The organism is Corynebacterium ciconiae DSM 44920, from assembly GCF_030440575.1.
GTDB lineage: Bacteria > Actinomycetota > Actinomycetes > Mycobacteriales > Mycobacteriaceae > Corynebacterium > Corynebacterium ciconiae.
Genome location: NZ_CP047189.1, coordinates 927,963 through 953,425 on the forward strand (window position 1 = coordinate 927,963; position 25,463 = coordinate 953,425).

Here is a 25,463-nt window from a genome sequence, read left to right on the forward strand (position 1 = left end):
GCAGAAAACACTGTGTGAGTTTTATGCCCTCTCTATCTTCCGCCTTTCGGCCCGGTCCGCTGCCGGCAATCATGGCGATCATCAATCGCACTCCAGATTCTTTCTACGACAAGGGGGCAACGTTTAGTGATGACGCCGCTCTCGCCCGCATCGACCGCGTGGTAGAGCAGGGGGCAACGATTCTCGATATCGGCGGGGTGAAAGCCGGGCCTGGCGAGTTCGTCTCGGCGGCGGAGGAAATTGACCGCGTGGTACCGATGATTGCCGCCGCTCACCGGCGCCACCCTGATGTGGCGATCTCGGTGGATACGTGGCGCACCGAGGTGGCGCGGGCGGCCGTGGAGGCTGGTGCGAGCCTGATCAATGACACCTGGGCCGGGGTGGATTCCGAGCTGGTCGAGCTCGCAGGGGAGAAGAAAGCGGGATATGTCTGCTCCCATACGGGCGGTCAGCGCCCTCGGACACGGCCGCACCGGGTGCGTTATGACGATGTGGTTGCTGCCGTCATCGCCGAAACCAGTGCTCTTGCTGAGCGGGCCGTGGACTGTGGGGTACCGGAGGATAAGGTGCTCATCGATCCCACCCACGACTTCGGCAAAAATACCTACCATGGCTTAGAGCTCTTGCGGCGTATCGATGAGATCGTGGCTACCGGTTGGCCGGTGCTCATGGCGCTGTCGAACAAGGATTTCGTGGGCGAGACCACCGGCCGTGAGGTGGATCAGCGCGTGGCGGGCACCCTTGCCGCCACCGCTCATGCCGCGGCCCACGGGGTGGCGGCCTTTCGAGTACACCAAGTGAGCGACACTGTGGATGTCACCCGCATGATGGCTGCGATCGCGGGGGAGGTGGCCCCACTGCGAGCCCAGCGAGGACTGATCTAAGTGCTCGATTAAGGCCGGAAAATCGTGTGTGTCTGGCTGATCCTGATATAACGACTTGTATGACACCGCCCGCAGATCATCCCCATGGTGCCCGCCACGCCGGCGAAAAAGAGGTGTCGGTGGTGATCCCCGCGCTCAACGAGGAAGCCACCGTGGCGCACGTGGTTGAGGCTGTGCGGCAAGATGATCCCGCTGAGATCATCGTGATTGACTCCGATTCTTATGACCGCACCGCAGCCAAGGCCAAGGCTGCGGGGGCCACGGTGCTCAATTGGCGCGAGGTGCTGCCCGAGATTCCGCCGCATGCCGGCAAGGGCGAGGCGCTGTGGCGCGGGGTTGCCGCCGCCCGAGGCGAGTATGTGGTGTTCGTTGACGCCGATCTGCGTACCCCGCCACCCAATATTGTGAAGCGGCTTGTTGCGCCCCTGGCGGATCCGGCCCTCCATTTGGTGAAAGCAACGTACAGGCGACCTTTGGGCGACGACCCCCGAGGCGGCGGGCGAGTGACTGAGCTCACCGCCAAGCCGCTGTTGCGGCTACTGCGCCCAGAGTTAAGTTGGCTTTCTCAGCCGCTCGCCGGCGAGTACGCATTGCGCCGTTCGAGCGCTCGGGCGTGCCCCTTCGTTGTGGACTTTGGGGTAGAGATGGGGCTAGTCCTCGATATTGCCGAACGTTTCGGGGCTACCGCCATCACTGAGGTGGACCTAGGGGTTAAACACCATAAACACCGTCCGCTCAGCGAGCTGACACATACCGCCGACAGCATTGCCACGGTGCTGCTGGATCGTCAGGCATGCACCTGCCGACCGCCCCTGGACTCGCTCGACAGGGGTGCTTTGTCTGCTCCGAATCGTGCGCGCTAGCGCCGCATTCACCGCCCGAGAACGTGAACCCTTCAGAGCGGCGCAACCAGTGCCTTAGGGGTTAAAACCCGCGCACGCCCTGTGTGCACGGCGTAGGATGATGGGTAGTTGTAACTAATTTTTAGTCATAGTGGAAGGCTTATCGTGGCTGCTCAAAAACCGCGCACGGGGAATGGACCATTGGAAGCTGTCGAAGAAAACCGAAAGATCGTGGTGCGGATCCCCGCCGACGGTGGCGGCCGATTGGTGGTGGAGATGAGCAAGGATGAAGCGGCCGAGCTCGGCCATCACCTGCTCGACGTGGCGGAGGCCTAGTACTCAACGTGGCGCCTGGGCGCGATGGGCCAAGGCGCGCAGGCCGTGAAAGAAGGGGCCGACTCATTCGCCGCCGCGCCCGTGCTCAACACGACTGCGGGTGAAGTTTGGGCGCGTGTCCTCCGAGTTGTACCATGGGCCAAAAATATCCTGTGTCCAGTGCAGCAAGGAGGATTCCTTGTGCCGGACACCAGCACCGCCGAGCGAGTGCGGTGAGCCACGGTTGGTGGTGTGTGGGCGCAGGTGATTCTCCACAAAGATTAGATAGGCGGTAGCCGTGCTCGAAGATGTAAGTGATCTCCTCGCAGACCCGGTGGATGGGACAGCGCTGTCCTCTCAGGACGGTTACCGTAGCTTAGTTTCTGCCCAGGGGCGCAGCTATGAGGTGTGTGCCGACGGCTTCGTTACTCTCGCCGCCTGCGAGACGCTCGCCCACGATGGTGATGATGCCCAGATGGTGGCCGATCGCGAAACCTTCCTCTCCCAAGGGCACTATGCCCCCTTTGTAGAAGCCGTCACTCAAGGAGTACACGATGCCCTCGATGACGCTGGGGTGGGCAATGACATCGCCCCAGCCCTCTGCGAGATCGGTGCTGGTACCGGCTACTACCTGTCCCACACCCTTGACGCAGTGGATGATTCCCGCGGCGTAGGCATCGATGTCTCTTATCCCGCTGTACAGAAGCTCACTACCTCGCACTCGCGCGTTGGTGCGGTGGTAGCCGATGCCCTTGAGCGCCTGCCGCTGCGTGATGAGTGCATTCACGCGCTCACCGTGATCTTCGCCCCGCACAATTCGGCAGAGTTCGCCCGGGTGCTGGCCCCAGGCGGCAGCGTGGTGGTACTCAACGCCGAGTCTGGCCACCTGCGCGAGTTGCGCGAGCCCCTCGGCATTATGGATGTTGAGCCAGGCAGCACCGAGCGCATCATTGAGGACATGGCGCAGTACTTCGTGCCTGTGCAGGCGCCTCAATTAGTGGAGTTTAAGATGCGGCTGGATCAGCCCTCGATCGCTGCCCAAATTGGTATGAGCCCTTCGGCCCGCCATATCGAACCGGAGGTGCTGCACCAGCGCGTGGCCACCCTGCCGGAACGCATGGACATCACCGCCCGCGCCAGCATCACCCGTTTCGTGCGGCCCGCCGAGTAACAGCCCCAGCGGCTATGGGCAGCATGGCCACCAACCGAGCCACGGGCCCAACCGAGCCAATAAGGGCGCCCAGAGCGATAGGGCGCCCAGTGCAATAAGAGCAACCGAAGCCACCTGAGCCATCATGGCGCACGGTGGCTGTTGCGCTATCTCGGCCTAGATACACTGCCGGCCCGCCCCCACGCTGAGTGTGTGTCAGTGCGGGGCGGGCCGATCACTGCGAGGCGATGGACAGCGAGCGATTGCTGCGAAGCGATTGCTGCGAAGTGATCGCCGTGCGCTGCTAGAGTGGCTTAATTTCCATGGTGGATTCCACCCGCGCACCATTGCGGGCGGTGTAGGTGATGGAATGGCAGCCGCCGTCGAAGTACACCCGAGAGGCCATGGCGATCAGACCGCCGTCGGCGAAGACTTCCACGGTGGAACCATCCACAACCAGAGAGAGTGCTTCGGTTTCCTCGCTCTCGCGCTCAGCCACCGCAGGGGCACTGTCGGCGTGGTGGGGGTTCATGCTGCGATCGAGGATGATCTCCTCGGAGGAGTAGGACACGCGCGCCCCAACCGCTCCAGATGCATCGCGCAGTTCGATATCCACCACGGCGTCATCGCTCGGCTGGGCATCGAGGCGGGCGATGAAGGCACGGGCGTGCTCGGAGGCGCGGATGGCGTCGGGAAGCCCAGCTCGTGGAGTTTGATACAGTCTGCCGCCTTGGAGAGTGACTCGCCGCGGCAGAGTGAGGCAATTCGCCCAGTCCTCCTGTTGCAGGCTGAGGTGGGTGGTCGGGTCATCGCCACGGCCCACACCATTCATCAACCCGAAGATCGTGCCCGCGGCGTAGCGGGCCGCTGGGTCTGTGTTGAGGGTGGCCACCACGTTGGTGTTGCGGGGCCGGGAGAAATCGTGGCCGCGGTCGAGTCGGGTAAACGGAGTAATCACGGTGAACTCCGAGTCGTTCAACGTGCCTACCAGGTAACCGGAGATATCGCGGCCTTCGGTTTCTACGGTGAGAAGCAGCACATCGTAGACTTTTTCGTCGACCTCGTCCTGCAGGCGGATCAGGCGGGGGGAAACGATGCGCTCATAGTGGCTAACCCCGCTCGGCTCGCCCACGCAGCGCAGCGGGCCGACGAAGTTCCACTCGCGGCGATCATCCGATTCAAACACCACAATGTCGGGGTTGTCCGAGGAGCCGGCGACGGCCAGCATGACCCATCCGTGGTGGTCATCGCGTTGTGTAGAGCGCCAATCCGGTACGACGCACGGGGAGCGGAAGTGGGAGTAGCCGTGGCAGTCGGAGACCACCGTGTGCACATTGTCCACATTCCGGTCGAGGTGGGTGATGTCATCAGCGACGGTCTCGGTGGTGGCGTCCGCATCGGCGATTTCTGCCACCTTGATGGTGGTGGCGTCGGCGGAGACTGCCGTGAAGAAGATGTCGATGCCCTTGCCCACAGGGATCACGGAGCCGGCACGCAATTCCACCTCGTCACCGTGGGTGGCGAGCACATCGTCACAAACATCCCAGTCGTAGGGCAGGGCGCGGGAGGCCTGGTGTCCCCAGCGGGAGCTGGCCTGCGCGCTCGGCTTGTACTGGTTGAACACGTGCCAGACGTCGTCGTGAAGCAGCACCCCAGCGGGGGCGGCAAGAATGCCTTCTTCGGCGGTGACGTGTAACTCGGGGCGGTGGCTCATGGCGTACCTGCGTGTTTCTCTCGACAACATTTTCGGGCACCTATCGGCGGCTGCGCGTGCCCGAATTTCGCAGCGGGCGAAGCGTAGCGGCGTCGATAGTACTTAAGTTTTCACTTCCGTGGTGTGGATCTGCTCATCGAGGTTCTCTGGAGCAAGGTCAGCGCGAGAGAAATCCGATGACAGTGGCAGCCGCAGGTTCAGCTCCGTCGCGGGGCACAATTCAATGATTGCGTCCTTCACCCGAAAATCCAGCACATGCCCACCGCGGCTTCGTGCATCATCAATAAAATGCACGTGGCAACCGGGAACAGAAATGCCTTTTTCATACACGGGGGTGCGGAACCCGCCGATAATGCCGGACACATTGTCAAAATGTATCTCGGTATCATCTGCCGTTGCCTCCACCATAGGTCGATATGGTTTTTCCTGTCGCGTGACAGTGCGCACAGCAACGTCGTGGAACTGTCCGCTAATACGCACCGCATACATGTAGTTCTCGCTCGGTTGCAGCGAGTCGATATAGTCACCGAGATCGCTACGCGACATGTCATTGGGAGCATGTGCACTAATGCGCGGCACAAAATTAGTGACCACGGTAAAAGGAGAGCACTGATCCAGTCGCGCCGGGCGGGCCGAGCCGTCCCCGCGCACCTGATAGCACTGGCCGTCGACGATAATCATTTCCCCATCCAGGGCGTCGAAAGTGCCGATGCCGAAATTTCCTTGGCCTAGCAGTTCGCTCACCGTTATGTCGCCGTCGTAAATGCCATCGAGCAGCGCCGTCATCAACGAATTTTGAAAAATGGAATGCCGTTCCACCGGCGCGAGCTGAGTGCTGTCTGTGGGATAGTGGCTCATAGCCTCCCAGCGTAGTCGCAGACAACGGCCGGCTGCCGCGCGCTTACCGACGCCACCTCCCAGCCCCTCAGCCCTAGCACCACATAGCCAACGTCCCGCCCGCAACACGTGGCTGCAGACGGGACGAATACCGCATATGTGGCGGGATGGAGATGTAAGGAAGGTGGCTACATCAGGCTGCGGTAGACCTCGATGGTCTGCTCGGCGATGGTGGCCCAAGAGAACTTCTCCACGGCCCGTTGACGGCCCTTCTCGCCGATCTCCTTGGCGCGGCTACGATCGGCCACCATGTCGTTGACGGCGGCGGCCAAGTCCCGCTCGAAGGCCTCGGGATCCTCGGAATCGTAGTGCACCAAACTGCCGGTGACACCATCGTTGACCACCTCGGGAATGCCGCCCACATCGGAGGCCACTACAGCGCTGCCGCACGCCATGGCTTCGAGGTTCACGATGCCGAGCGGCTCGTAGATGGAGGGGCAGACGAAGGTATCGGAGGCGGTGAGGATCTCCTGGATCTTTGGCTTGGGCAGGAATTCCTGTACCCAGAACACGCCTTCGCGCTGTTCGCGTAGCTTCTGAACGAGTGCCGCAGTGCGCTCGCCGATTTCAGGGGTATCGGGGGCGCCGGCGCACAGCACCAGCTGCACACCCTCATCGAAGTGGGCTGCGGCCTTGACTAGGTGCTCGACTCCCTTTTGTCGGGTAATTCGACCCACGAAGGAGACGATGGGCTTGGCGGGATCCACGCCGAGCTCGCGCAGAATGGAATCTTCGTTGTCGTCGAAGGTGGGGCGGGGGTGCCATAGTTGCGGATCGATGCCGTTGAGCACCACGTGGATGCGGCTATCGTCGATCCGCGGATAGGCGTCCATGATCGCATTTTTCATCTGCGCCGAGACGGCGATCACCGCATCGGCATATTCCATGGTGTTCTTTTCTGACCATGAGGACACCTCGTAGCCGCCACCGAGCTGCTCCCGCTTCCACGGCCGGTGCGGCTCGAGCGAATGCGCTGTGGCGATATGGGGGATGTCGTAGAGCCGGGCGGCCAAGTGCCCGCCCAGACCTGAGTACCAGGTGTGGGAGTGAACCACGTCTACGTTGTTCGCGGCGGTGGCCATGCGCAGACCCGTCGAGAGGGTTTGAATAGCGGGGTTGGCATCCTCGAGGGCCGGATCCACGCCGTGCACATAGACGTTGTCTTCATCGCGGGGCTGTCCCATGCAGTGAACATCCACGTCAACCAGCTCACGCATGAAGCGGGTGAGCTCCGCCACGTGCACGCCAGCGCCGCCGTAAATCTCCGGTGGGTACTCCTTGGTCATCATTCCAACTCGCATAGTCACCACAGTAGTGTGACCTTGTGGGTGAGGGGGCTGAAAGTGTGTATGGGGTAACCCACTTTTCCGGCGCGTCTAAACAAAAGCGGTTAAATTGGAAACCGTGAAACGCCAACCACATGTTCTAGCAATTGTCCTTGCTGGCGGCGAAGGTAAGCGCCTGTATCCCTTCACCGCTGACCGCGCCAAGCCAGCCGTTCCCTTTGGCGGCACCTATCGGCTCATCGATTTCGTGCTTTCCAACCTTGTCAACGCGGGGTTCATGCAGATCTGCGTGCTCACCCAGTACAAGTCGCACTCGCTGGACCGCCACATCTCCCAATCGTGGCAGCTCTCCGGCCTCGCCGAGCAGTACATCACCCCCGTGCCCGCCCAGCAGCGCCTGGGTAAGCGCTGGTTCACCGGTTCGGCAGACGCCATTTTGCAGTCGCTGAACCTGATCTATGACGAAGAACCGGATTACGTCATCGTCTTCGGCGCCGACCACGTCTACCGCATGGATCCCGCCCAGATGGTGGACGAGCACATTAAGTCCGGTAAGTCCGTCTCGGTAGCGGGCATCCGGGTGCCCCGTTCCGAGGCCACCGCTTTCGGCTGCATTCAGTCCGACGAGGACGGCAACATCACCGAGTTCTTGGAGAAGCCCGAGAACCCGCCCGCCACCCCAGATGACCCAGAGGTCACCTACGCCTCTATGGGTAACTATGTCTTCACCACCAAGGCCCTCATTAAGGCCCTGCTGGAGGACGAAGAAAACGATGACTCCGACCATGACATGGGTGGAGACATCATCCCTTATTTCGTCGAGCGCGGCGATGCCCATGTATATGACTTCATGGCTAACCAGGTGCCCGGCTCTACCGAGCGTGATCACGGCTACTGGCGTGATGTCGGTACCGTGGATGCCTTCTACGAGGCCCACATGGACCTCATCAGCGTTCACCCAGTGTTCAACCTCTACAACAAGCACTGGCCCATCCACACCTCCGAGATCGGCAACCTCCCGCCGGCGAAGTTCGTGCAGGGTGGTATCGCACAGTCGTCGATGGTCTCCTCCGGCTGCATTATCTCCGGTGGCACGGTGCGGAACTCGGTGCTGTCGAACAACGTGATTGTGGAAGATGGCGCCACCGTGGAAGGCGCGGTGCTGATGCCTGGCGTGCGTATCGGCAAGGGGGCTGTGGTTCGCCACGCCATTTTGGACAAGAACGTTAAGGTTAGCGAAGGCGAGTTCATCGGCGTGGATCATGAGCGCGATAAGTCCCGCTTCAAGGTCAGCCCTGGCGGCGTGGTCTGCGTGGGTAAAAACGAGATCGTCTAGCCCTGTGAAGCGCACACGCGCCTGATCACATCCTCTTCACGGAGGTGATCAGGCGCGTGTTTTATTGTGCGGCAGGCGTGTCGACGCCACCGCGCAACCTAGGCAGGCTTGCTGATGATGGTGAGACCACCGGCGAGCGGCAGGCGGGTGACGAGCGCTTCGTGGTATTCGCGCAGCTGCTCGTCCAAGGCGCGTGCGGCGGCAGTGTCGCGGTCGGTGCGGGACTCATCGGCCACGGTGCCATCGAGCAGGCTGGCAGCCACGACAACCATGCCGGAGGGGCGAATCAGTGGCCACGCGGCGTCGACAAACGCCTGCATGTCTTGCGGGGCCACATCGCCATAGACGATGTCATAGGACTCTGTTGCAAGCCGCCCCATCACTTCGAGCGGCCGCGAGGGTAGGAAACGGAAGCGGGAGGCGGCTATGCCTGCTTCAGTGAAGGTGCGTCGCGCCAGCTTCTGGTGCTCGAGCTCGGGGTCGATGCAGGTGAGGTGGCCGGCCGGGCCCATGCCCTCAAAAAGATGCAGGCCGACAACGGCGGCGGCGGGGGTGACCGCAATCGCGCTCGGCTCCGCGCCGCGGGCGGCCTGGGATCCCAGCAGAGTGAGTACGGATCCGCTGATGGAATCGAGGGTGGGGATGCCGAATTCCGCTGCGCCTTCAGTGGCCGCCTGCAAGCTGTCGCTCGTCACGGCGGTGGAGCGGATGTAGTCAGTCAAAGCACGGTATGCAGTCTCAGTCACGCGCCTTATTCTAGGGTCGCTGTCGTGACGGCTTGGGTAACAACGCACCGGCAACGCCAAAGCTGTGACTGCTGTGGCTTAAGTGTTGCCTAGGGTGGGGAAGTGGGTGTGCTGCACAGCTGATCTCCAGTGGAGCGTTACGGGATTGTTGTGCGGAATTCAGATATTTCTTATCTCAATGCGGCACAATGGCCTTCATGACTGAACGTCCTGCCCCCGCTTCTCTCTCCGCTGCAGACGCTGTTTCATCCGCAGCCAGTGAAGAACCGCTTCAAGGCACCGCTGCCTTCGATGCAGGACAAGGATCGATGCCCACGTGGGCGGAGCTTGTGGAGGAGCACGCCGATAGCGTTTACCGCCTCGCTTTCCGCCTCTCCGGCAACCAGCACGATGCCGAGGACCTCACTCAAGAGACCTTCATGCGCGTGTTTCGCTCGCTGAAGAACTACCAGCCCGGCACATTCGAGGGCTGGTTGCACCGCATCACCACCAACTTGTTTTTGGATATGGTGCGCCACCGCAACAAGATCCGCATGGAAGCACTGCCCGAGGATTATGAGCGAGTTCCCGGCACGGATTTGACTCCTGAGCAGGCATATCAGGTGGCTAACCTTGATCCCAGCCTGCAGGATGCGCTCGATACTTTGTCCCCCGATTTTCGCGTGGCGATCGTGCTCTGTGATGTTCTCGGGATGTCCTACGATGAAATCGCGGACACTCTCGGGGTAAAAATGGGAACTGTACGCAGTAGGATTCACCGCGGCCGCACCCAGCTCCGAGCGTCTCTGGAGCAGGCCGCCGCCGCGGATGATGAAAACGCTAAGCTGTTGGTCCCGCACCACAGCTAATGAGCGCTTGGCCGCCGCTGTGGCGGCCGTGACCGCAGCAACCCGATGACGATGATGGCGAGGTGATCGACCGGATGATCAGCGAATACCGCGACGAGACCGATAGCTTTGATTCGGTCGAGCACCTAGGCCCCGAGGCTATCGCCGCCTATGTGGATAATGAGCTCAGCCCCGCCGCCGCTGATCGTGCGCGAGTACATCTGGTGCACTGCCCACTGTGCCGCCATGAGGTCCAACGCCAGCGCCAGGCCGCGGAGTCTGTGCGCCAAAGGGTGAACGATGGGCTGCGGGCCCCGCGTTCGCTCATAGCCAAACTGGCCCAGCTTGAAACCTCCTGCCCAGAAGGTCCCGGCGCCGATGAAGTTCATTGCGGCAGCAAACCCAGCCTGATGGATCGCGTCGAGGTGTTTTGTCGCGCGGTGCGCCACGTACAGGGACGATAGATCGCGTATCTGCCCTCGGGTGGGTTGTCCCTATGCCGAGGAATGTGGCGGGCACGCTAGAATCTGATAGCGGCAGTGTCGTGCGGTTGTCAGTTGCTGCGAACAAGAAAGAGGGACTGGTGTTTTCTAGCATTGGCTGGGGCGAAATTTTCGTCGTATGCGTCGTCGTCCTCATCGTGGTCGGCCCAGACCGGTTGCCCCGCGTGATCCAAGATATCCGCGCAGCAATTATCGCCGCCCGTGACGCAATCAACCGCACCAAGCAGACATTGAACGAGGAAATTGGCCCCGAGTTCGAGGAGGTCGCTCGCCCCGTTCAGGAGTTCACAAAGTTCACCGCTATGGGCCCGAAGGCTGCGCTCACCAAAGCGCTTTTCGATGGCGATGGATCGTATCTGGATGCTTTCGATCCGAAGAAGATCATGGCAAGCGATACCCAAGGTGAGGCCTATCGCGAACAGGGCTCAGCTACCCCGTCGTCGGGCTCGACGGTGGTGCCCAACACCCACAGCCCATCCACCGGCGGCAGTGCGCAGCAGCCGCAGCAGCCGCAGCAGATGCCACCCAGCGGGCCACAGAACCGCAATTTCAGCTGGGATGACATCACTTAGCAGGCATATAAATTGACCACAACCCCGCATTCCGTGCTGGCCGGTAGCCAGGGAAGCGGGGTTGTGGCTTATCACTCGCTTAGCGAGTGGGGTTTACCCCCAGTTGAACGCCGCTTAAGGAGCCTTCGCGGCGAAGAAGCTGATCCGCGATCGCGGTGACCGCTGCGCCGGAAGGGCTGGCGGGATCGTGCAGGGCGATAGGCGTGCCTTGATCACCCTGTTCGCGCAGTGCCGGATCCAGTGGCACCGATCCGAGCAAGGGCACGCTGGTGCCAAGTAGCTCGCTGAGCCTGGTGGCGACGGTTTCGCCGCCGCCGGTGCCGAAGATGTCCATGGTGCTGCCATCGGGAAGCACCATGGCTGCCATATTTTCAATCACACCGCGCACACGCTGCCGAGTCTGTTGGGCGATGGTGCCGGCGCGCTCGGCAACCTCGGCGGCTGCGGCCTGCGGGGTGGTCACGATGAGTAGCTCCGCGGTGGGCAGCAGTTGAGAGATCGAGATGGCAACATCCCCAGTGCCGGGCGGGAGATCGACCAGGAGTACGTCGATATCTCCCCAGAAGACATCGGTGAGGAACTGGGTGATGGCGCGATGCAGCATCGGCCCGCGCCACACCACAGGCGCGTTGCCCTCGGTGAAGTGAGCGATGGAGATGTGCTTGATGCCATGTGCCTGAGGAGGCATGATCATGTCTTCCACCATGTTCGGCGCCTCGGAGCTACCGAGCATGTGCGGGATAGAGTGGCCGTAGATGTCGGCGTCGAGAATGCCCACGCTGAGACCACGCGCCGCGAGGGCGGCGGCGAGATTGACCGTCATGGAGGATTTGCCTACGCCTCCCTTGCCGGAGGCCACCGCGAAGACGCGAGTGGTGGAGTCGGGCTGGGAGAAAGGGATTACCGGATCATCCTGGCCGCCACGCAGCCGCATACGCAGGTTGCGGCGCTGCTCATCGCTCATCACATCAGTACTAACCGTGACCTCGCCAACGCCGTCGATCTCCTCGATGGCGGCGCGGACGTTGTCGGTGATCGTGGACTTCATGGGGCAGCCAGCGATGGTCAAATAGATCACCACTGCCACATCAGTGCCGGTGATCTCCACGGACTTGACCATGTCGAGCTCCGTGATGGGGCGACCAATTTCGGGATCCTCGACACGAGACAGAGCCTGGAGGATGTGGGACTGTTCAATATGAGACATCGGGATGCGGGGTTTCCTGACTGAACGCTTTAGTTGTGGGGGCGGTGGTGAGTATCCACCACATCGCCTTGGGTGGGCTCGTGGAACTCGGACGACTGGTGTCCGCCGTGCTCGCCATGCTCGCGGGCGATACGAGCTGCGGACTCATCATCCAGCTTCGCCTCGATACGCTCGAGCAAGCCGGAGAGCTCCTCCATCTCACGGCGCAGGTAATCGCGGGTGACGCTATCGCCCAAGGCGAGGCGTACCGACGCCAACTCGCGGGCGAGGAATTCCGTATCGGCCTTGGTTTGGGCAGCACGGCGGCGATCCTCGCTCAAGGCAACACGGTCGCGATCCTCTTGGCGGTTTTGCGCCAGCAAGATCAACGGCGCCGCATAGGCGGCCTGGGTGGAAAAGGCCAAGTTCAACAGGATGAAGGGGTAGGGATCCCACTGCCATTTCCACGCGCCCAGGTTGAGCACGATCCACGTGATCACGAAGATGGTTTGCCAAAACAGGTATTCACCGGTGCCGAAGAAACGGGCGACGTTTTCAGCCATGGCTCCCACAGCATCGGCGTTGATCCGGAAGCGGCGTCGCCGCGTGGCCATAGGCGTATCAAGGCTATTGCGGTAATCGCTCATGAGCTAGGCCTCCTGTGCGGGCGTGGTGGTGGCAGGCTGGGCGGGGCGAATGCCGGTTTCGCGCCAGTCCTCGGGCAGCATGTGATCGAGCAGGTCATCGACGGCAACGGCGCCGAGTAGGTGGCCGTCATCGTCCAACACCGGTCCACACACCAAGTTATAGGTGGCGAAATAACGGGCAGCGGTTTCTTGCATGTCATCGGCGTAGAGCGGCGGCAGATCTGGGTCGAGCAAACCACCGATAAGTTCTGAGGGCGGTTCGCGTAGCAATTTCTGCAGGTGCAAGCATCCCAGATAGGTGCCGGTGGGAGTGGCCGTGGGGGGACGCACCACAAACACCATGGAGGATAGGGAAGTAGGCAGATCAGGATTGCGGGCCATAGCGAGCGCCTCGGCCACTGTGCGCTGGGGAGTCATTACCAAAGGATCGGAGGTCATGAGCGCGCCGACGGTATCGGGTTGGAAGCTCATCAGGCGGCGCACGGGGGCGGAATCCTCAGGATCCATCAGCTCCAGCAGCACATCGGCGGTGGCGTCGGGAAGCTCCTCGAGGAGGTCCGCCGCGTCATCTGGGTCCATCTCCTCCAGCACGTCGGCGGCGCGCTCGATGGCGAGCTCCTCAATCAACTCGGCCTGGCGTTCTTCGGAGAGCTCCTGCAGAATATCGGCCAACTGCTCATCATTCATGCCGCTGGTGACTGCGCGGCGCTGGTCGGCGCTTAGGTTATAAAACAGCGGGGCCACATCGGCGGGGCGCATCTCTTCGAACTGGGAGCGCAGCTTGGCGGTTTCCTGCTCTTGGCTCGTGGCGGTCTCGCCCAGGCCGTGCACATACTTCCACGGGGTGACATAGAGGGTGGGGCGGCGGCCGAAGGTGGACTTATTGGCGCTAACCGCGATTTTGGAAATAACCCAATCCCGGGAACGGGTGCGGGTGAGCTCCACATCCGCGACCTCGACGGCTTTGCCGTGGATATTTTCCAGCTCTGGATCATCTACGTGCACTTTGGCGCCGATGATGTCCTGGGAAATCGTGGTCTCGCCTTCGCGGGGCTGGTAGGAACGCATCGATACCTGCCCAGAGGCGAGAACAATCTCCTGGGGCTCGATGGTGGCTACACGCAGCATCGGCAAAAAGATACGCCGCTTAGACGGCAAGGCCACGATGAGCCCCAAGACACGAGAGTCGTGTTCGTGCCCGTGCATCATCACTACGACGTCGCGGACACGGCCAATGGGTTCGGCGTCGGGGCTACGCACTACCATTCCAGCCAGTCGGCCGGCATATACTCTCGTCACTGCGTTCATATTTAGACAGTATATCTACTCGCCTTCTCATCGAGGCAATAAAACCAGCTCATAGACCCCTTAACGAAGCGCCGCCGCCCCTCGATCCCGCATCGATCCCGCGCGGCTCCAAGATCCCCTGCACTGCGGCGCGGGCTTGCTCCTCAGCATCCGGAAAAAGATGGGTATAGGTAGACAGCGTGAGAGCCGCGCTCTCGTGGCCCATCAGTCGCTGCACCGCTGCGACTGACAGCCCAGCATCAATCAATCGAGACGCGTAGAAATGCCGAAGCCCGTGAAAAGTGAAATCAGCCCCTACGTGCAGCACCGCTCTTCGAAGCGGCGCCGTAACCGTATTCAGCCGGTACGTCCCCCCAGAGAGATTTGTGAAAACCCACTCATCTCCCTGCTTTCCCGCGCACATCTTATCGAGCGCCATGAGCGTCTCCTCGGATACGGGTAGTGTCCGCTCACTAGCGGTGGTTTTCAGCGGCGCCAAGCCACGGCCCCGACTATCCATCTGTGCGGTGACGTGCACTCTGCGGTGTAGGAAATCCACCGACTGTACCTGCAGCCCGCATAGCTCACTGGCCCGCATGCCGGTGCCAGCGGCGCAGATCACCATCGCCGCCAGCGACGGATTGGATCGTCTCTGCACGCCTCTTTCTAGGTAGTCCGCTACGGCTCTGATCTGCTCTACGGTAGGCAGCTGGGAGCGCTGCACCGCGCGTGAACCTTTACCCGTGGAGCGTGGTACTTTCACCACGTTTTTCGTCAGTATCCCTAGTTCGACGCCATATTTCGCCAGGCTCGACAGGTGCGCGACCATCGCCCGCGCCGTCGTTTCAGACACGCCTTTATCCTGCGGGCCTCGCCATGGCCTATGTGAGAGGAGCTGCTTGTACCAGCCGTCCACGTCTACGCGCGTGAGCTGCAGGATAGGCATCTCAGCCAGGGGGCCGAGATTAGCGAGGGTCTGCTCGTACACGGACCGGCTGTTCTCTCTCATTGGCCGCTCTATCCACTGCTCCATGAGTTCTTGCACGGTGATGCGCGACTGTTTGGGATCGACCCATTCTCCGCGCCGCAGTGAGCGCTCCTGCTCCTGCAGGAAGGCTTTCGCCTCACGCTGCGTATCGAAGCTCTTGGAGTGCTCTTTGCCGGCGTGGTCACGATACCGCGCAACCCAACGTGTCTTGCCCGACTTAGTCGAGCGTTTCTGAATAGCCATGTAATATAAGTCCTGTCTTTATCTGAGACACATATGCCCCGCGCCACCTCCCACAAGGACGCGGGGCATTTTCACGCGCCTACAGCCCTAAATGCTTCCGTTTCGCGACACTGAACTCTTCATCATCCAGCACGCCTCGAGCGTGTAGATCAGCCAATCTGGATAGGTAGTCGAGACCGCCCTCTTGCTGCTCGACGCGGTCGTTCGGAGAGCCTAAAATCCCCACGATTTTCCGAGCCGACTCTTCACTTTCAGGCCCTCCAGCAGCCACAAGCTCGCCGCCTTCTGGAAGCTGAATAGACAGGTAGACGCGCTTATCACTCTTCCTAGCCATCCCGCCGAGCAGTGCACCAACTGGCCCGAGGAGGATTGCGCCCCCAACCACACGCCCAGCCGACATTCGCCCCTGCAAAGATTCCTCGGTCTCGATCCGAGCTGTCACCCCATCTACAGGCTCCCTCACGCCCTGATGGTAGACGTACTCGTCCGTGACCAGTAGCTCGCCGAACTCGATCACATCCTTTCCTTTAGCGTCTCGTTTAGCCACAGATTTAGCGATCAAATCAGCCCGAGGAGCAATCTTGTAGGGACGACGCTCCACACCTCTAGTCCGGTCGAGCACGGAATGCAGCTCATCGCGAAGCTGCTCGAACTGCTTCTTCTTCACCGCAATGTGATACAGGTCAGAAGGCCACTCGGTGGGCTTGCACTTGAAAAAGCTTGGATGGTCCAAATCGAGTGCGAGCAGATCGTGAAACATCACCGACCGCTTATGAAGCTCGTATCCCACTATGTACTCGGCGGGGATAGTGGTCTTCTTCTTCATGGTCTTCCGGTAGATCGTGACCGTCGAATCCTCATGGTTGATCACGGTGTATCCGTTGACCGCCTCGAATTTGCTCATGGCACTGTCTCCTTTAAAGAGATGTCGTGATGCTCGATGTAGAGCTTGAGAAGGGAAGGGGTTACTTCTAGGTCTGCGGCTAGGCTTCTGAAGTCGTGGCGGTGCCACAGGGCTAAGTCACTGAGCTGTTGGGGGTCTATAAGTAGCTCAGCGGCGAAGAGGTCCGCGCGCCGCTCCTGCTTGGAGTTGGTTCTCCCGCAGTCGCTAGCAACGTCTCCGTATGTGGCGTGACCTAGCTCGTGTGCGAGAACGCTGCGGTAGTCCCAAACGGCTAGGCCGCGCCGGGTTGATATTCGCCGCATTGAGTGCGAGTACCAGCCCAGCGGGCCGGCGGTGTGGTGCACGAGCTCTATTCCGAGGGTGTGGGCTAGCTCGTGCAGCTCGTGGATAGCTACCAATGGGCCTCCTTATGGCTCGAAGTCGTCTGGGGTGCCGCCCATCTCGTCGTCGTGGTAGGCGACTGCGTCTTCTGGGATGTCGTCACTGTATGAGGTGGGGGAGACACTGGGGGTAGGCCTCATCGAACGGCGCTCTTCCAGTTCGTCCACTGCTTCTTCGAGTGTCATGTCCGGCTCATCGGTGATCTCAAGGTTCTTGATGAAGTTGAAGCGGTCTACGCGGCGCTGTAGCTCGTCGAGAAGGGCATCCGCGCTTATGTCCTCGAGGTCGAGAGTGGGGGCAACCTCGCGCAGCTGCGCTTCCTTCTCAGTGATGAACTCGGCCTCCACGAGCGCTTCAAGGACATTGGCGCCGTAGGCGCGGGCGACCTTGACGACAAAATCCGGGTCGGCGCGGGCGCCATTCTTCCATCGGGTGATGTTGCTCTTTGAGATCCCGATGAACTTCGCAGCCTCGAGTTGAGTCTGGCCGCCCATAAGGCCTTGAAGGTATTTCCACCATCGTGTTTCAGTCATACATCCAGCCTAGTTCCAACCCTGCAACAGTGCAAGTCAGACCAACAAAGCAACCAAGGGTTGCAGGTGTCAAACCATTGTGCTAACTTAAGTTCCAGCAGAGGAACACAAGGTTCCAGCGAAAGAACAAAAGGAGGACGAAGTGGCAACAGTAAAGACCACCCGCGTTCGCTCCGAATGGGTAGACGAGATTATCGAGAAATACGGCACCCTCACCGGCATTGCCGAAGTAATGGGGGTGGGGAAGTCCACAGCATCTCGCTGGCTATCCGGAACGGCCGAAGCAAGCCCGCGCTGTATCGGAACTGTCCTAATGACTTTTCCGGTCGAGTTTGACGAAGCCTTCGTGGTGGTCGAAGAGGAAGCGGAGCGGCGCCGCGCTCGCGTCTATAGCCGAGCAACAGGCCGAGCCGCCGCATAAGAAAAGCCCCACCGCCGAAACGATGGGGCAAAACCAAGAACAATTAAGGAGTATACATCATGAGTAATGATCTTGTCACTATCCCGGTGCCTGGTGCTGGAGCCAGCCTGAAGGCCGTGCAGGCCGACGGGAAAGAATGGGCCAGCGTCACCCATGTTTGCGAGACGCTCGGACTCGACAGCAAGAGCCAGCGCCGGAAGCTTCATGAGAAGCCGTGGGCCTGCGGGGTCATGATGACCCTGCAGGTAGGCGGACAAGGCCGCGAAATGTTCATGGTTGATCGTCGTACCCTCACCATGTGGCTCGCCACGATCGACACCAACCGCGTTGCCGCCGAGGCCCGCCCCACACTTGAGGCATTCCAAAACGAAGCCGCCGACGCGCTCGACAGGTACTTCCACCAAGGCGGCGCGATCAACCCCCACGCCAACGAGCACCAGCAAAAAGCACTCATGTTCGAGCTGCGATCCCAGATGGAACTCGCACAGGCCGCTAAGGGACTCATTCACAGCGACTTCCTCGAGGCTAAAGCACGCATCATCCTCGCCCGAGGAATGGGAGAAGCCCCAGAGCTAGACCCCTCCACGAAACCGCTTTATGTGCAGTCGTTCCTGAAGGAGAAGGGCCTGTCGAAGAAGCAGCTCTCCGCTAAAGCTCCCGGATTCGGGAAACGGCTTAAGAATCAGTGGACGAAAAGTCATGGCACCGCCCCGCAAAAAGCGCCGATCGAGCTATCTAACGGCCGCATCATCGACGTCTACGGCTACACCGAAGCTGACCGGCCCCTCATGGAATCCATCTGGAACACCCACTACGCGGCATAAAGGTATGTAAGAACCATGTCAGTCAATTTGAGTGAATTCAATGATGCCAGCTTGATTCTCGCGGCAGCTGATGCGGTGCTCGAGGACGTTGCCGAGTTGCCGGCCTCCAGGGGTTTTGAATTTCAGGTTAGCAACGACAGTGAATTTCACGGGATTTCGACTGCCGTAGATAGCGGAATCTTCGAACATAGCAATGATCTCGCGTCTCTGGGAACGCGCCTTGCTCGTGAGTTCCGGAAAGATGCTTTGAACATCGAAGAACAGCTGAGCACCAGGGGAAACTTCGTTCTCGTGCCGGTGATAGGCGCTGAGCGGGGCTATAGCATTGCCCGAGCGCTTCGCCTCAACGAACAAGGTCAGATCGAGAGCATCGTGGGTGCCGTCGTGGGAGATCCACATTGTTCCGTCTTGATTGACGTGGAGTCTCCATTGGTATTCGAAGTCCTCGCTCGTCATGAGTATGGCTCGGTTAGCGATCGTGTTCGAGTCTTCAGCCAGCTTGTTCGCTTGTACGGCGATGCGATTCGATTCTTCGGCTTCCGTAAGTGCCCGCTCTGCGATGCGGTTAGCGTCCTTCGCGCTGCGATGCGCGAGTTGCGCGTAGAGCAGTCCGACAATGCCGGTGAAAGTACCAATGCCGGCGAAGAGAATCGCTAAATCCATGTTTCGAGTCTAGCTAGAGATAGCCCCCTAGGTGCAGTTTCCCGAGGGTTGGTGTGCCTGAAACTTTCGTCACATTTCGTCATAGCGGGGTATCTACTATGCCCGCCTAATGCGTCACAGATTTAATTCTGTGCGGCCCGAATGGTTGATCCGCGTGGTTCGATTCCGCGCCGGGCACTAGGCCCTTGTGGCCGTGTTATTTGAGATCTGAATAGAGCACAGCGCTGGTGAGATACGGCGCGCGATGGAGCGGCGAGCATGGTGAGTAGATTGCGACGACCCGCTAGATCGCGTGGCTACACCGCTGCAGGTTCGCTACCCGCGGCGAGGGAACGACCAGCGCGAATACAAATACTGCCCGAATGGTTTTTGCGCGGTTCGATTCCGCGCCGGGCACTGAGCGTAGGTGGGTTCATCTGGGTTTCTCTCCACCTTTTTGGGAAGCACAGCCATGATGCCTGTTTTGAGCATTTCGGGCTGAGCTGTTGCTGCTCGCCTGCGCTCTTCTTTTTACCCCAATAGTTAAGGCCCCGCTGGTGCTGGTACCACCGCGGGGCCGTGATTCTTGCGAAAGGAATCTGCGATGAACGATACCACGAAGTTGACCTACACGGTGAAGGAGGTGTCGAGGATGCTCGGCATCCCGCAGTCCACCCTTTACCGGCATGTGAAGGACCCCGAGTGCGGGTTCCGGCCGATTATGGCCGGATCGACTATCCGCATCCCGAAGGTTGTTGTTGACCGAATGATCGCGGGGGAGCGTTAGCGATGAGTGATTCTGTTGAGGCGTTGGCGCGGGCTACGGGGGTGCTGGTGGATGAGGGCCGCACCCCAGAGTGGCCGTGGCAAGCATGGGTTTTCGCGCTCGCCTACGGCGTTTTGATTGGGCTTGGTTTCGCCTGGGCGATCACGGGATAAGGAGACTTCAATGAAGATAACGATTTCTGTCGAGGGCGGCGAGAGCACGGCTGGTGAGCTGGCTGATCGGCTGGTCGGTGAGGTGCGCAGGTTCGCGCCCTCGGAGGAGCAGCGCGCGATGGCGTGGGATTCTCTCGCCGATGAGGTGCGGGATGGGCGGAGACGTGTCGCCGAGCTGGAGGAGCAGCTGGCCGCAGCGCACCGTGACCTCGAGATGATGGATGAGACCGCCGGTGATCGGGACGCGTTGGAGGAGCAGCGTGAGGCTCTGTCCCGTGAGGTGGATGAGCTACGGTCCGAGCTGGTCGAGTCCCACGCCGAGGTGGAGAGGCTGGAGGGCGTGTGTCAGGAGGTTGATGCTCTGCGCGCTGATCTGGCGAGACGCGATGAGGACGTTTTGTCGCTCGAGGACTATGTGGACGAGGTGAAGGACGAGCTGGCCGAGGAGCGGGACAAGTTGGATGCCCGTCTTGAGGAGGTTAGGAACCTGCGCCGTCTTGTGTCTTGGTGGACCTCGGCGTCAGTGGGGGCGATGCGGCTAGCGTGTGCAAGCCCCGACAGCAGCAATGAAGAAGAGTTAGCTGAGCTGCGCGAACAATGCAGGAGATACCGGCGGAAGCATAACGCGGACGCGAAGAACATAGCTGCGCTGAAAACTAGGCACGCTGGCCGTATCGAACGGATGAAGGCCAAGCACGAGGAACAGTTGGATGCTCTGCGGCGTGAGAACGAGGAGCTGTCCCAGCGGCTGAAACACCTCGAGGATCAGCGTTACCCGCACCAGCTACAAGTCCACGAGCAGTGGCTGCGTGAAGCGAAGGAGGAGCTGCATGCCGCCGAAAAGCGGCACCTCACAGATGTGGACGCGCTGCGGAGCCACTACCAGCGGGAGCTGACCAAGCTACGTGAGAACTCTGGGGAGCCGCTGCTGCGGCGTATCGCCCGCCAAGCGGAGAGGCTGTACCTCGACGAAGACGAGAGCGCCGTTGAACGCATCTACGAACTGACTGAACCATACCGAAAGGACTAGCCATGTATCGACGCTATTTGCACGAGCCGGAGTGGGTAGAACCCCGCGACGTGTACTGGGACGAAGAAGACGAAGAGCGTAAGCGCCGCGCCTACGACCTCTACGTTGAGAGCCGCGTAGAAGCGGCCAAGGAGTGATCGTGATGCGAATCCCCTGCGACTACACCCGCTGCTATCAGGACGCGACTCACCGACTCGAGGACCACGGCGTGCCGCTAGGCCGTTTTTGCGGCAAGCATTTCCGGAACGCAGTTGAGACGCTGTACCCCGCCTACGACCTCTCGGATTGGGACGAGTACCAGCGCGACCACTTGATAGATCAATCCACGGCCGATCACATCGCTAGCAGTGAGGATCTTCGACGCTGGCTGCAAGGCATCGGCGAGCTGCGCGAACTGACCGGCCCGCTGCCGGAGAGTATCGACAAGCGCGTGAGGCGTCTGCAGAAAGCACTGTCGATGGCGTTGCGCGCCGCCGAGGAGCGCGACATCCACGCCGCGAAAAACTACCACAACAAGAAAGAGGCAGGTAAATGAAGGTTTTAACTTTCGATGATGAGGCGGGCTGGTTGGAGGCCCGCCGTAGCTATATCACGGCGACGATGATTGCCCGGCTGGCCGCGTCACGCGCCGAGTGGCCGCGCCTGTGGCGTGAACGCGAGACCGGCGAGTCGAGTTTCCACGGTAACGCTTACACGGAGTGGGGTAAGTCGCGTGAGCCGGAGATCGCCGAGTATGCGCGGATGTTTGTGGACTCTCGGCTAGAGCATTCCTCGGATCTGTATGTGCATGACGATGGTGTGTCCGCCTGCTCGCCGGACATGGTGGCGCTGGATGATGACGGGCTGTTGGCCGAGATCAAGACGGTGAAGGCCGAGAATGCTTGGCCTGTCCCGCCGTATGGTGCTGATCCACGTGACTTTATCCCTGCGCGGTATTTCGACCAGGTGCAGTGGCAGCTGATGGTCACGGGCGCGCAGGAGTGCATTTTCCTGTGGGAGCCTCACACGGACTTCACGCCGGGCCGGATCGAGTGGTGTGTGGTGAAGCGTAACAACAAGCGCATCGAGGAGCTGTGCGCCATACGCGACGAGTTCCTTGCGGGCGATTGGCGAGACGATGAATCCCGCCCAGAGGTTGATGAGCTGCTGCAGCGTATTAAGGAGCTGCGGCTGATGAAACGCCCCCTTGAGGAAGAGGAGCGGGAAGTACTCGACCGGTTGCGGGAAGCGCTAGGCGATAGTGATGTGTCGTACGAAGGCGCGGGTTTGCGATTGTCGTACACGCTGCCGAAGCCGCGCCGCACGTGGCAGGGCAAGGAATTCGCCAAGGCGCATCCTGATTTGGCGGCCGAGTTTACCCGCGAGGTGCCGGCGACGAAACGCACGCTGCGCGTCACGGAGGTGGCCTAAATGTCAGAGAAGCCCACGATCGTAGAGGCTCTATCGGCCGTGATGAAAGACGTATCCCACGTTGCCAAAAACGATGAGAACACCCACCAGCGGTTCAAGTTCCGAGGCATTGACGCGGTAATGAACGCGTGTGGACCTGCTCTACGCAAGCACGGCGTGATTGCGGTCCCTAGTGTTTTGGATGCTCAATACTCGAGTATGCCTACACGCAATGGTGGGCAGGCCACGGTGTGCCGCTTGCAGATGAAAGTGGACTGGTACGGCCCAGCGGGTGACTCACTTTCGACTGTGGTGTGGGGGGAAGCCTTCGACAACGGGGATAAGGCCACAGCCAAGGCTCATTCTGTTGCGTTCCGCACAGCGTTTCTGCAGACGCTGTGCTTGCCAACTGATGAGCCTGATCCAGATCATGACACCTATGAGGCCATTGATCCTAGCCAGGTGAGAGCGGAAGAGTTAGCAAGGTTCAAGGATCAGTGTGAGCAGTTTGTGGCAAAGGGTGACGTCACTCCCTTGAAGACAGCTGTCGATTATTGGTCCCGTAAGGCGGACTCGGAGAAGCAGCAGATCGCTCTGGCCGCGTTGAACAGGGTGGGCGATAACGATGGATCCGCTTAGTCCGCCGCAGATCGAGTCCCACATCCGTGAGCTGGTGAATCGTATCGCTAAGGGTATTGGGGTGTTTTCCCGCGCTTATGGCGAGTTCATGGAGAAGGATCGTGTGTTTGATCGGGTACGGGCCGCTGCTTATCTCGCCGCTGAGGGCAGCGTGGAGGATCGTAAGCAGCGCGCGGTGTTGGAGACCGAGGATGCGCGCGCGGAGCGTGATGTTGCTGAGCAGGCTTATCGGCACGCTGATCGGTTGTTGAAGGCGTTGGAGCTGGAGCTGCGCGCCTATCAGTCCATCAGCGCCTCGGTGCGCGCGGCGTATGGGGTGGCTGGCCGTGGGGAAGCCTAGTATCCCGCCTGACGTGGTTGCTGCGGTGCATGTGCGCTCGAACGGGGTGTGTGAGGCGATGGTGCCGCCCGCGTGTGTGTGGGAGGGGCAGCATCTTCACCACCGGCAGCTGCGGTCTCAGGGCGGCGGCCACACCACAGAGAATCTAGTGCTGCTCTGTCACACATGCCACGAGTGGGTGCATCGACACCCTGCACAAGCACGGGAACGTGGCTTGATTGTGCCCGGCACACGGGATCCTGCCGGTGTGCCAGTGAGATATCAGAACGGGGGCTACACGCGACTGTGCGATGTGTCCCCAAATTTTTAGCCAGACGGTCTGGCTTGAGAAAGGAATGAATTATGAATCCTGTCCAAACCTATGTGGGGCGTCTCGTTGCCGAGCCGGAGCTGCGGTTCACACCCGGCGGGGATGCTGTGCTGTCGATGCGTATCGCGGTGAGTGATAGCCGTAAGAACGAGAATGGCCAGTGGGAGAACTCGAATCAATTGTTTTTTGACGCCAGTGTGTGGCGTGAACAGGCTGAAGCGTTGTCGCCGCTGGTGTCGAAGGGGCAGAAGGTGCTCGTGCAGGGCAAGCTGTATACGCGCAGCTGGGAGGATAAGGAGGGGCAGCGGCGTTCTCGGCTGGAGATGCGTTGCTTTGATGTGTGGTTGCAGCCTCACGCGCAGCAGTCGGGGCAGGGCCAGCAGTCTTCTCGTTCTTCACGGCAGGAGCGTAGCGGTTGGGCTGTGCAGGATGACAGGGGTGGGTTTGGTGGATCGGATGATGATGCCCCGCCGTTCTGATTCTCTATGCAGTCTCACGATGAGTTGAGCGCGGAGGGTATCGCGCTCTACGCGTATCGCATGAATATTCACGTCACGGCGGAGGTGGCTTACGCTATCGCCGCCGTGTGCCGGCAGTTGGAAGGAGGTGAATTTGAGTATCCACGCAGTGGCGTGGGTGAGTGACCAGGTAGATGATATTAGCCCTACTGAGAGGGCTGTTTTGTATTTTCTGGCTGACAAGGCCCGCGATCACGGCGGGAGGCAGCAGGCGTGGCCCTCCACGGTGTTCATCGCGGATCGGCTGGGGATGAACCGCAGCACTGTTCATAGGTGTCTTAAGAAGCTTCAATCCGAGGGGCTGATTGTGCGTGGGGATCAGTCTCTTGTGACGCGCCGAGGGGGTGGGCGCCGTCCTGTTGTGTGGGTACTCAACGTGCCCGAGAAGGGCGAGTGAATGTTGCACCCATGCACCATTCGGCCGATTTTGAATGTTGCACCCACGCCACATTCAATGTTGCACCCACGCCACATTCAATGTTGCACCCACGCCACATAAAGACAGTAACTAACAGTAAGGGAACCTCGAAGGTGGGGGACGGTCATTTCATTCCCTTAACCCCCCACCTTCTGTAACTGGGGCTAGCGCCCCAGACCCGAACCGGTAATGCTCCGCAACGTGGCATACGCCACCTAGCGGCCGGCGGCGGGCGAAACAACACGCCGCACACATCACCAACCCCCATCACCCACATCACGCGCCCACAACGAGCGCGCACCTAACCATGCCCACATCACCGAAAGGACAACCAATGAGTCTCACTATCCCGTATCAAGGACAACCGCCAAGCCGCGCACATCCAGGAGACGCCGGCGGGGACCTCACCGCAACCACCACCATCACCCTGCACGTCGGTAAACACGCCGTAATACCCACAGGATGCCGCCTAGCCATCCCAGAAGGCCACGTGGGGCTAGTATGCCCCCGCTCTGGATTGGCGGCGCTACACGGCGTCTCGGTGCTGAATTCGCCCGGCGTGATCGACTCAGGCTACAGAGGCGAGATCGGGGTGATCCTGATCAACCTCGGCGACAAGCCCGTCACCATCAACGAAGGCGACCGCATAGCCCAGCTTGTAATCGCCCCGCACTCCACGCCCAGCTACACGCAAGCCCCGCTCGATACCACCCAGCGCGGCGCCGGCGGATACGGGAGCACAGGCAAGTAAA

General features: G+C 60.5%; 34 protein-coding genes. 22 read left to right on the forward strand and 12 right to left on the reverse strand.

Annotated features, from left to right (window positions below):
- Nucleotides 1–23 precede the first annotated feature (23 nt).
- From folP to CCICO_RS04090, 4 genes are all read left to right on the forward strand, one after another.
- A complete protein-coding gene (gene folP, locus CCICO_RS04075; protein WP_018020223.1) occupies nt 24–884 on the forward strand; it encodes a dihydropteroate synthase in 861 nt (286 codons plus the stop codon).
- A 59-nt stretch (nt 885–943) separates the two neighbouring features.
- On the forward strand, nt 944–1,747 hold the full coding sequence (locus CCICO_RS04080; RefSeq protein ID WP_018020222.1) for a glucosyl-3-phosphoglycerate synthase: 804 nt from the start codon (nt 944–946) through the stop codon (nt 1,745–1,747).
- Nucleotides 1,748–1,891: 144 nt separating this feature from the next.
- Nucleotides 1,892–2,062 (forward strand): DUF3117 domain-containing protein, encoded by a 171-nt coding sequence (locus tag CCICO_RS04085; protein WP_083878338.1) that lies wholly within the window; start codon nt 1,892–1,894, stop codon nt 2,060–2,062.
- A 277-nt stretch (nt 2,063–2,339) separates the two neighbouring features.
- Nucleotides 2,340–3,212 (forward strand): methyltransferase domain-containing protein, encoded by an 873-nt coding sequence (locus CCICO_RS04090; protein WP_018020220.1) that lies wholly within the window; start codon nt 2,340–2,342, stop codon nt 3,210–3,212.
- 283 nt (nt 3,213–3,495) lie between these two features.
- On the opposite strand, the gene CCICO_RS04095 is transcribed toward CCICO_RS04090, so the two are convergent.
- From CCICO_RS04095 to glgA, 3 genes are all read right to left on the reverse strand, one after another.
- Nucleotides 3,496–4,905 carry a GH32 C-terminal domain-containing protein gene (locus tag CCICO_RS04095; protein ID WP_018020219.1) on the reverse strand — a complete coding sequence of 470 codons (1,410 nt, stop codon included), beginning with the start codon at nt 4,903–4,905 and terminating at the stop codon, nt 3,496–3,498.
- Between the two features lie 102 nt (nt 4,906–5,007).
- Nucleotides 5,008–5,763 carry an acetolactate decarboxylase gene (gene budA / locus CCICO_RS04100; RefSeq protein ID WP_018020218.1) on the reverse strand — a complete coding sequence of 252 codons (756 nt, stop codon included), beginning with the start codon at nt 5,761–5,763 and terminating at the stop codon, nt 5,008–5,010.
- 167 nt (nt 5,764–5,930) lie between these two features.
- Complete coding sequence (gene glgA, locus CCICO_RS04105) at nt 5,931–7,103, reverse strand: glycogen synthase (RefSeq protein WP_026161537.1); 1,173 nt, start codon at nt 7,101–7,103, stop codon at nt 5,931–5,933.
- A 103-nt stretch (nt 7,104–7,206) separates the two neighbouring features.
- Here glgA and glgC point away from each other — a divergent pair, with 103 nt between their 5' ends.
- Nucleotides 7,207–8,424, forward strand: a complete 1,218-nt coding sequence (glgC, locus tag CCICO_RS04110; protein WP_018020216.1) for a glucose-1-phosphate adenylyltransferase — start codon at nt 7,207–7,209, stop codon at nt 8,422–8,424.
- 98 nt (nt 8,425–8,522) lie between these two features.
- On the opposite strand, the gene CCICO_RS04115 is transcribed toward glgC, so the two are convergent.
- Nucleotides 8,523–9,170, reverse strand: coding sequence for an O-methyltransferase (locus CCICO_RS04115; RefSeq protein WP_018020215.1), 648 nt, complete (start codon nt 9,168–9,170; stop codon nt 8,523–8,525).
- A 188-nt stretch (nt 9,171–9,358) separates the two neighbouring features.
- On the opposite strand from CCICO_RS04115, the gene sigE reads away from it, so the two are divergent.
- The 3 genes from sigE to tatB all read left to right on the forward strand — a co-directional run bounded on the left by sigE (nt 9,359) and on the right by tatB (nt 11,072).
- Nucleotides 9,359–10,018 carry an RNA polymerase sigma factor SigE gene (gene sigE / locus CCICO_RS04120; RefSeq protein WP_156809890.1) on the forward strand — a complete coding sequence of 220 codons (660 nt, stop codon included), beginning with the start codon at nt 9,359–9,361 and terminating at the stop codon, nt 10,016–10,018.
- Between the two features lie 74 nt (nt 10,019–10,092).
- Nucleotides 10,093–10,461 carry an anti-sigma factor family protein gene (locus CCICO_RS04125; protein WP_018020213.1) on the forward strand — a complete coding sequence of 123 codons (369 nt, stop codon included), beginning with the start codon at nt 10,093–10,095 and terminating at the stop codon, nt 10,459–10,461.
- A 119-nt stretch (nt 10,462–10,580) separates the two neighbouring features.
- Nucleotides 10,581–11,072 (forward strand): Sec-independent protein translocase protein TatB, encoded by a 492-nt coding sequence (tatB, locus tag CCICO_RS04130; protein ID WP_018020212.1) that lies wholly within the window; start codon nt 10,581–10,583, stop codon nt 11,070–11,072.
- A 79-nt stretch (nt 11,073–11,151) separates the two neighbouring features.
- Here tatB and CCICO_RS04135 read toward each other — a convergent pair whose 3' ends face one another.
- The 7 genes from CCICO_RS04135 to CCICO_RS04165 all read right to left on the reverse strand — a co-directional run bounded on the left by CCICO_RS04135 (nt 11,152) and on the right by CCICO_RS04165 (nt 17,241).
- Complete coding sequence (locus CCICO_RS04135; RefSeq protein WP_018020211.1) at nt 11,152–12,279, reverse strand: Mrp/NBP35 family ATP-binding protein; 1,128 nt, start codon at nt 12,277–12,279, stop codon at nt 11,152–11,154.
- A 29-nt stretch (nt 12,280–12,308) separates the two neighbouring features.
- Nucleotides 12,309–12,905 (reverse strand): DUF1003 domain-containing protein, encoded by a 597-nt coding sequence (locus CCICO_RS04140; RefSeq protein WP_018020210.1) that lies wholly within the window; start codon nt 12,903–12,905, stop codon nt 12,309–12,311.
- A gap of 3 nt (nt 12,906–12,908) precedes the next feature.
- A complete protein-coding gene (locus CCICO_RS04145; protein WP_026161535.1) occupies nt 12,909–14,213 on the reverse strand; it encodes a magnesium transporter MgtE N-terminal domain-containing protein in 1,305 nt (434 codons plus the stop codon).
- A 49-nt stretch (nt 14,214–14,262) separates the two neighbouring features.
- The gene (locus CCICO_RS04150) at nt 14,263–15,423 is read right to left on the reverse strand and encodes a tyrosine-type recombinase/integrase (protein ID WP_018020517.1); all 1,161 of its coding nucleotides are present in this window, start codon (nt 15,421–15,423) and stop codon (nt 14,263–14,265) included.
- Nucleotides 15,424–15,502: 79 nt separating this feature from the next.
- On the reverse strand, nt 15,503–16,327 hold the full coding sequence (locus CCICO_RS04155) for an SHOCT domain-containing protein (protein ID WP_018020516.1): 825 nt from the start codon (nt 16,325–16,327) through the stop codon (nt 15,503–15,505).
- On the reverse strand, nt 16,324–16,629 hold the full coding sequence (locus tag CCICO_RS04160; protein WP_208854335.1) for an ImmA/IrrE family metallo-endopeptidase: 306 nt from the start codon (nt 16,627–16,629) through the stop codon (nt 16,324–16,326). The genes CCICO_RS04155 and CCICO_RS04160 overlap by 4 nt, the downstream gene beginning before the upstream one ends.
- Nucleotides 16,630–16,734: 105 nt before the next feature.
- On the reverse strand, nt 16,735–17,241 hold the full coding sequence (locus CCICO_RS04165; protein WP_301354928.1) for a helix-turn-helix domain-containing protein: 507 nt from the start codon (nt 17,239–17,241) through the stop codon (nt 16,735–16,737).
- Nucleotides 17,242–17,383: 142 nt separating this feature from the next.
- Between CCICO_RS04165 and CCICO_RS04170 the strand changes: the two genes are divergently transcribed.
- Together CCICO_RS04170 and CCICO_RS04175 are read left to right on the forward strand one after the other, a co-directional pair.
- The gene (locus CCICO_RS04170; RefSeq protein ID WP_301354929.1) at nt 17,384–17,662 is read left to right on the forward strand and encodes a hypothetical protein; all 279 of its coding nucleotides are present in this window, start codon (nt 17,384–17,386) and stop codon (nt 17,660–17,662) included.
- Between the two features lie 59 nt (nt 17,663–17,721).
- The gene (locus CCICO_RS04175; protein WP_018020519.1) at nt 17,722–18,486 is read left to right on the forward strand and encodes a phage antirepressor N-terminal domain-containing protein; all 765 of its coding nucleotides are present in this window, start codon (nt 17,722–17,724) and stop codon (nt 18,484–18,486) included.
- 18 nt (nt 18,487–18,504) lie between these two features.
- Here the strand turns inward: CCICO_RS04175 and CCICO_RS04180 are convergent, their stop codons facing one another.
- Nucleotides 18,505–19,149, reverse strand: coding sequence for a hypothetical protein (locus CCICO_RS04180; protein WP_018020518.1), 645 nt, complete (start codon nt 19,147–19,149; stop codon nt 18,505–18,507).
- A gap of 583 nt (nt 19,150–19,732) precedes the next feature.
- Here CCICO_RS04180 and CCICO_RS04185 point away from each other — a divergent pair.
- From CCICO_RS04185 to dut, 12 genes are all read left to right on the forward strand, one after another.
- Nucleotides 19,733–19,915 carry a helix-turn-helix domain-containing protein gene (locus CCICO_RS04185; RefSeq protein ID WP_301354930.1) on the forward strand — a complete coding sequence of 61 codons (183 nt, stop codon included), beginning with the start codon at nt 19,733–19,735 and terminating at the stop codon, nt 19,913–19,915.
- A 2-nt stretch (nt 19,916–19,917) separates the two neighbouring features.
- On the forward strand, nt 19,918–20,067 hold the full coding sequence (locus CCICO_RS04190) for a hypothetical protein (RefSeq protein WP_301354932.1): 150 nt from the start codon (nt 19,918–19,920) through the stop codon (nt 20,065–20,067).
- Between the two features lie 10 nt (nt 20,068–20,077).
- Entirely contained in the window at nt 20,078–21,097 is a 1,020-nt protein-coding gene (locus CCICO_RS04195; RefSeq protein WP_301354934.1) for a coiled-coil domain-containing protein, read from the forward strand.
- A 2-nt stretch (nt 21,098–21,099) separates the two neighbouring features.
- A complete protein-coding gene (locus CCICO_RS04200; protein WP_018020523.1) occupies nt 21,100–21,234 on the forward strand; it encodes a hypothetical protein in 135 nt (44 codons plus the stop codon).
- A 2-nt stretch (nt 21,235–21,236) separates the two neighbouring features.
- On the forward strand, nt 21,237–21,632 hold the full coding sequence (locus CCICO_RS04205; RefSeq protein ID WP_156809911.1) for a hypothetical protein: 396 nt from the start codon (nt 21,237–21,239) through the stop codon (nt 21,630–21,632).
- On the forward strand, nt 21,629–22,507 hold the full coding sequence (locus CCICO_RS04210; RefSeq protein WP_301354936.1) for a YqaJ viral recombinase family protein: 879 nt from the start codon (nt 21,629–21,631) through the stop codon (nt 22,505–22,507). The genes CCICO_RS04205 and CCICO_RS04210 overlap by 4 nt, the downstream gene beginning before the upstream one ends.
- On the forward strand, nt 22,508–23,125 hold the full coding sequence (locus CCICO_RS04215; protein WP_301354938.1) for an ERF family protein: 618 nt from the start codon (nt 22,508–22,510) through the stop codon (nt 23,123–23,125).
- A complete protein-coding gene (locus CCICO_RS04220) occupies nt 23,112–23,465 on the forward strand; it encodes a hypothetical protein (RefSeq protein WP_018020533.1) in 354 nt (117 codons plus the stop codon). Before CCICO_RS04215 ends, CCICO_RS04220 begins: the two co-directional genes overlap by 14 nt.
- 58 nt (nt 23,466–23,523) lie before the next feature.
- The gene (locus CCICO_RS11375; RefSeq protein WP_363324762.1) at nt 23,524–23,775 is read left to right on the forward strand and encodes an HNH endonuclease; all 252 of its coding nucleotides are present in this window, start codon (nt 23,524–23,526) and stop codon (nt 23,773–23,775) included.
- Nucleotides 23,776–23,807: 32 nt separating this feature from the next.
- Nucleotides 23,808–24,254, forward strand: coding sequence for a single-stranded DNA-binding protein (locus CCICO_RS04225; RefSeq protein WP_301354940.1), 447 nt, complete (start codon nt 23,808–23,810; stop codon nt 24,252–24,254).
- A gap of 133 nt (nt 24,255–24,387) precedes the next feature.
- Nucleotides 24,388–24,690: a helix-turn-helix domain-containing protein gene (locus CCICO_RS04230; protein ID WP_301354941.1), complete on the forward strand. Its 303-nt coding sequence runs from the start codon at nt 24,388–24,390 to the stop codon at nt 24,688–24,690.
- A gap of 355 nt (nt 24,691–25,045) precedes the next feature.
- Nucleotides 25,046–25,462 (forward strand): dUTP diphosphatase, encoded by a 417-nt coding sequence (gene dut / locus CCICO_RS04235; protein WP_301354942.1) that lies wholly within the window; start codon nt 25,046–25,048, stop codon nt 25,460–25,462.
- Nucleotide 25,463 lies beyond the last annotated feature (1 nt).

Coding starts and splice junctions, on each gene's coding strand:
- CCICO_RS04215 (WP_301354938.1), top strand. CDS start 22,508: ATGTCAGAGAAGCCCACGATCGTAGAGGCTCTATCGGCCGTGATGAAA.
- CCICO_RS04210 (WP_301354936.1), top strand. CDS start 21,629: ATGAAGGTTTTAACTTTCGATGATGAGGCGGGCTGGTTGGAGGCCCGC.
- CCICO_RS04180 (WP_018020518.1), bottom strand. CDS start 19,149: ATGGATTTAGCGATTCTCTTCGCCGGCATTGGTACTTTCACCGGCATT.
- CCICO_RS04150 (WP_018020517.1), bottom strand. CDS start 15,423: ATGGCTATTCAGAAACGCTCGACTAAGTCGGGCAAGACACGTTGGGTT.
- folP (WP_018020223.1), top strand. CDS start 24: ATGCCCTCTCTATCTTCCGCCTTTCGGCCCGGTCCGCTGCCGGCAATC.
- budA (WP_018020218.1), bottom strand. CDS start 5,763: ATGAGCCACTATCCCACAGACAGCACTCAGCTCGCGCCGGTGGAACGG.
- CCICO_RS04225 (WP_301354940.1), top strand. CDS start 23,808: ATGAATCCTGTCCAAACCTATGTGGGGCGTCTCGTTGCCGAGCCGGAG.
- CCICO_RS04185 (WP_301354930.1), top strand. CDS start 19,733: ATGAACGATACCACGAAGTTGACCTACACGGTGAAGGAGGTGTCGAGG.
- CCICO_RS04135 (WP_018020211.1), bottom strand. CDS start 12,279: ATGTCTCATATTGAACAGTCCCACATCCTCCAGGCTCTGTCTCGTGTC.
- CCICO_RS04160 (WP_208854335.1), bottom strand. CDS start 16,629: ATGCGGCGAATATCAACCCGGCGCGGCCTAGCCGTTTGGGACTACCGC.
- CCICO_RS04175 (WP_018020519.1), top strand. CDS start 17,722: ATGAGTAATGATCTTGTCACTATCCCGGTGCCTGGTGCTGGAGCCAGC.
- CCICO_RS04145 (WP_026161535.1), bottom strand. CDS start 14,213: ATGAACGCAGTGACGAGAGTATATGCCGGCCGACTGGCTGGAATGGTA.
- CCICO_RS04095 (WP_018020219.1), bottom strand. CDS start 4,905: ATGAGCCACCGCCCCGAGTTACACGTCACCGCCGAAGAAGGCATTCTT.
- glgA (WP_026161537.1), bottom strand. CDS start 7,103: ATGCGAGTTGGAATGATGACCAAGGAGTACCCACCGGAGATTTACGGC.
- CCICO_RS04200 (WP_018020523.1), top strand. CDS start 21,100: ATGTATCGACGCTATTTGCACGAGCCGGAGTGGGTAGAACCCCGCGAC.
- sigE (WP_156809890.1), top strand. CDS start 9,359: ATGGCCTTCATGACTGAACGTCCTGCCCCCGCTTCTCTCTCCGCTGCA.
- CCICO_RS04125 (WP_018020213.1), top strand. CDS start 10,093: ATGATCAGCGAATACCGCGACGAGACCGATAGCTTTGATTCGGTCGAG.
- CCICO_RS04155 (WP_018020516.1), bottom strand. CDS start 16,327: ATGAGCAAATTCGAGGCGGTCAACGGATACACCGTGATCAACCATGAG.
- CCICO_RS04220 (WP_018020533.1), top strand. CDS start 23,112: ATGGATCCGCTTAGTCCGCCGCAGATCGAGTCCCACATCCGTGAGCTG.
- CCICO_RS04140 (WP_018020210.1), bottom strand. CDS start 12,905: ATGAGCGATTACCGCAATAGCCTTGATACGCCTATGGCCACGCGGCGA.
- CCICO_RS04080 (WP_018020222.1), top strand. CDS start 944: ATGACACCGCCCGCAGATCATCCCCATGGTGCCCGCCACGCCGGCGAA.
- dut (WP_301354942.1), top strand. CDS start 25,046: ATGAGTCTCACTATCCCGTATCAAGGACAACCGCCAAGCCGCGCACAT.
- CCICO_RS04165 (WP_301354928.1), bottom strand. CDS start 17,241: ATGACTGAAACACGATGGTGGAAATACCTTCAAGGCCTTATGGGCGGC.
- CCICO_RS11375 (WP_363324762.1), top strand. CDS start 23,524: ATGGTGCCGCCCGCGTGTGTGTGGGAGGGGCAGCATCTTCACCACCGG.
- CCICO_RS04195 (WP_301354934.1), top strand. CDS start 20,078: ATGAAGATAACGATTTCTGTCGAGGGCGGCGAGAGCACGGCTGGTGAG.
- CCICO_RS04190 (WP_301354932.1), top strand. CDS start 19,918: ATGAGTGATTCTGTTGAGGCGTTGGCGCGGGCTACGGGGGTGCTGGTG.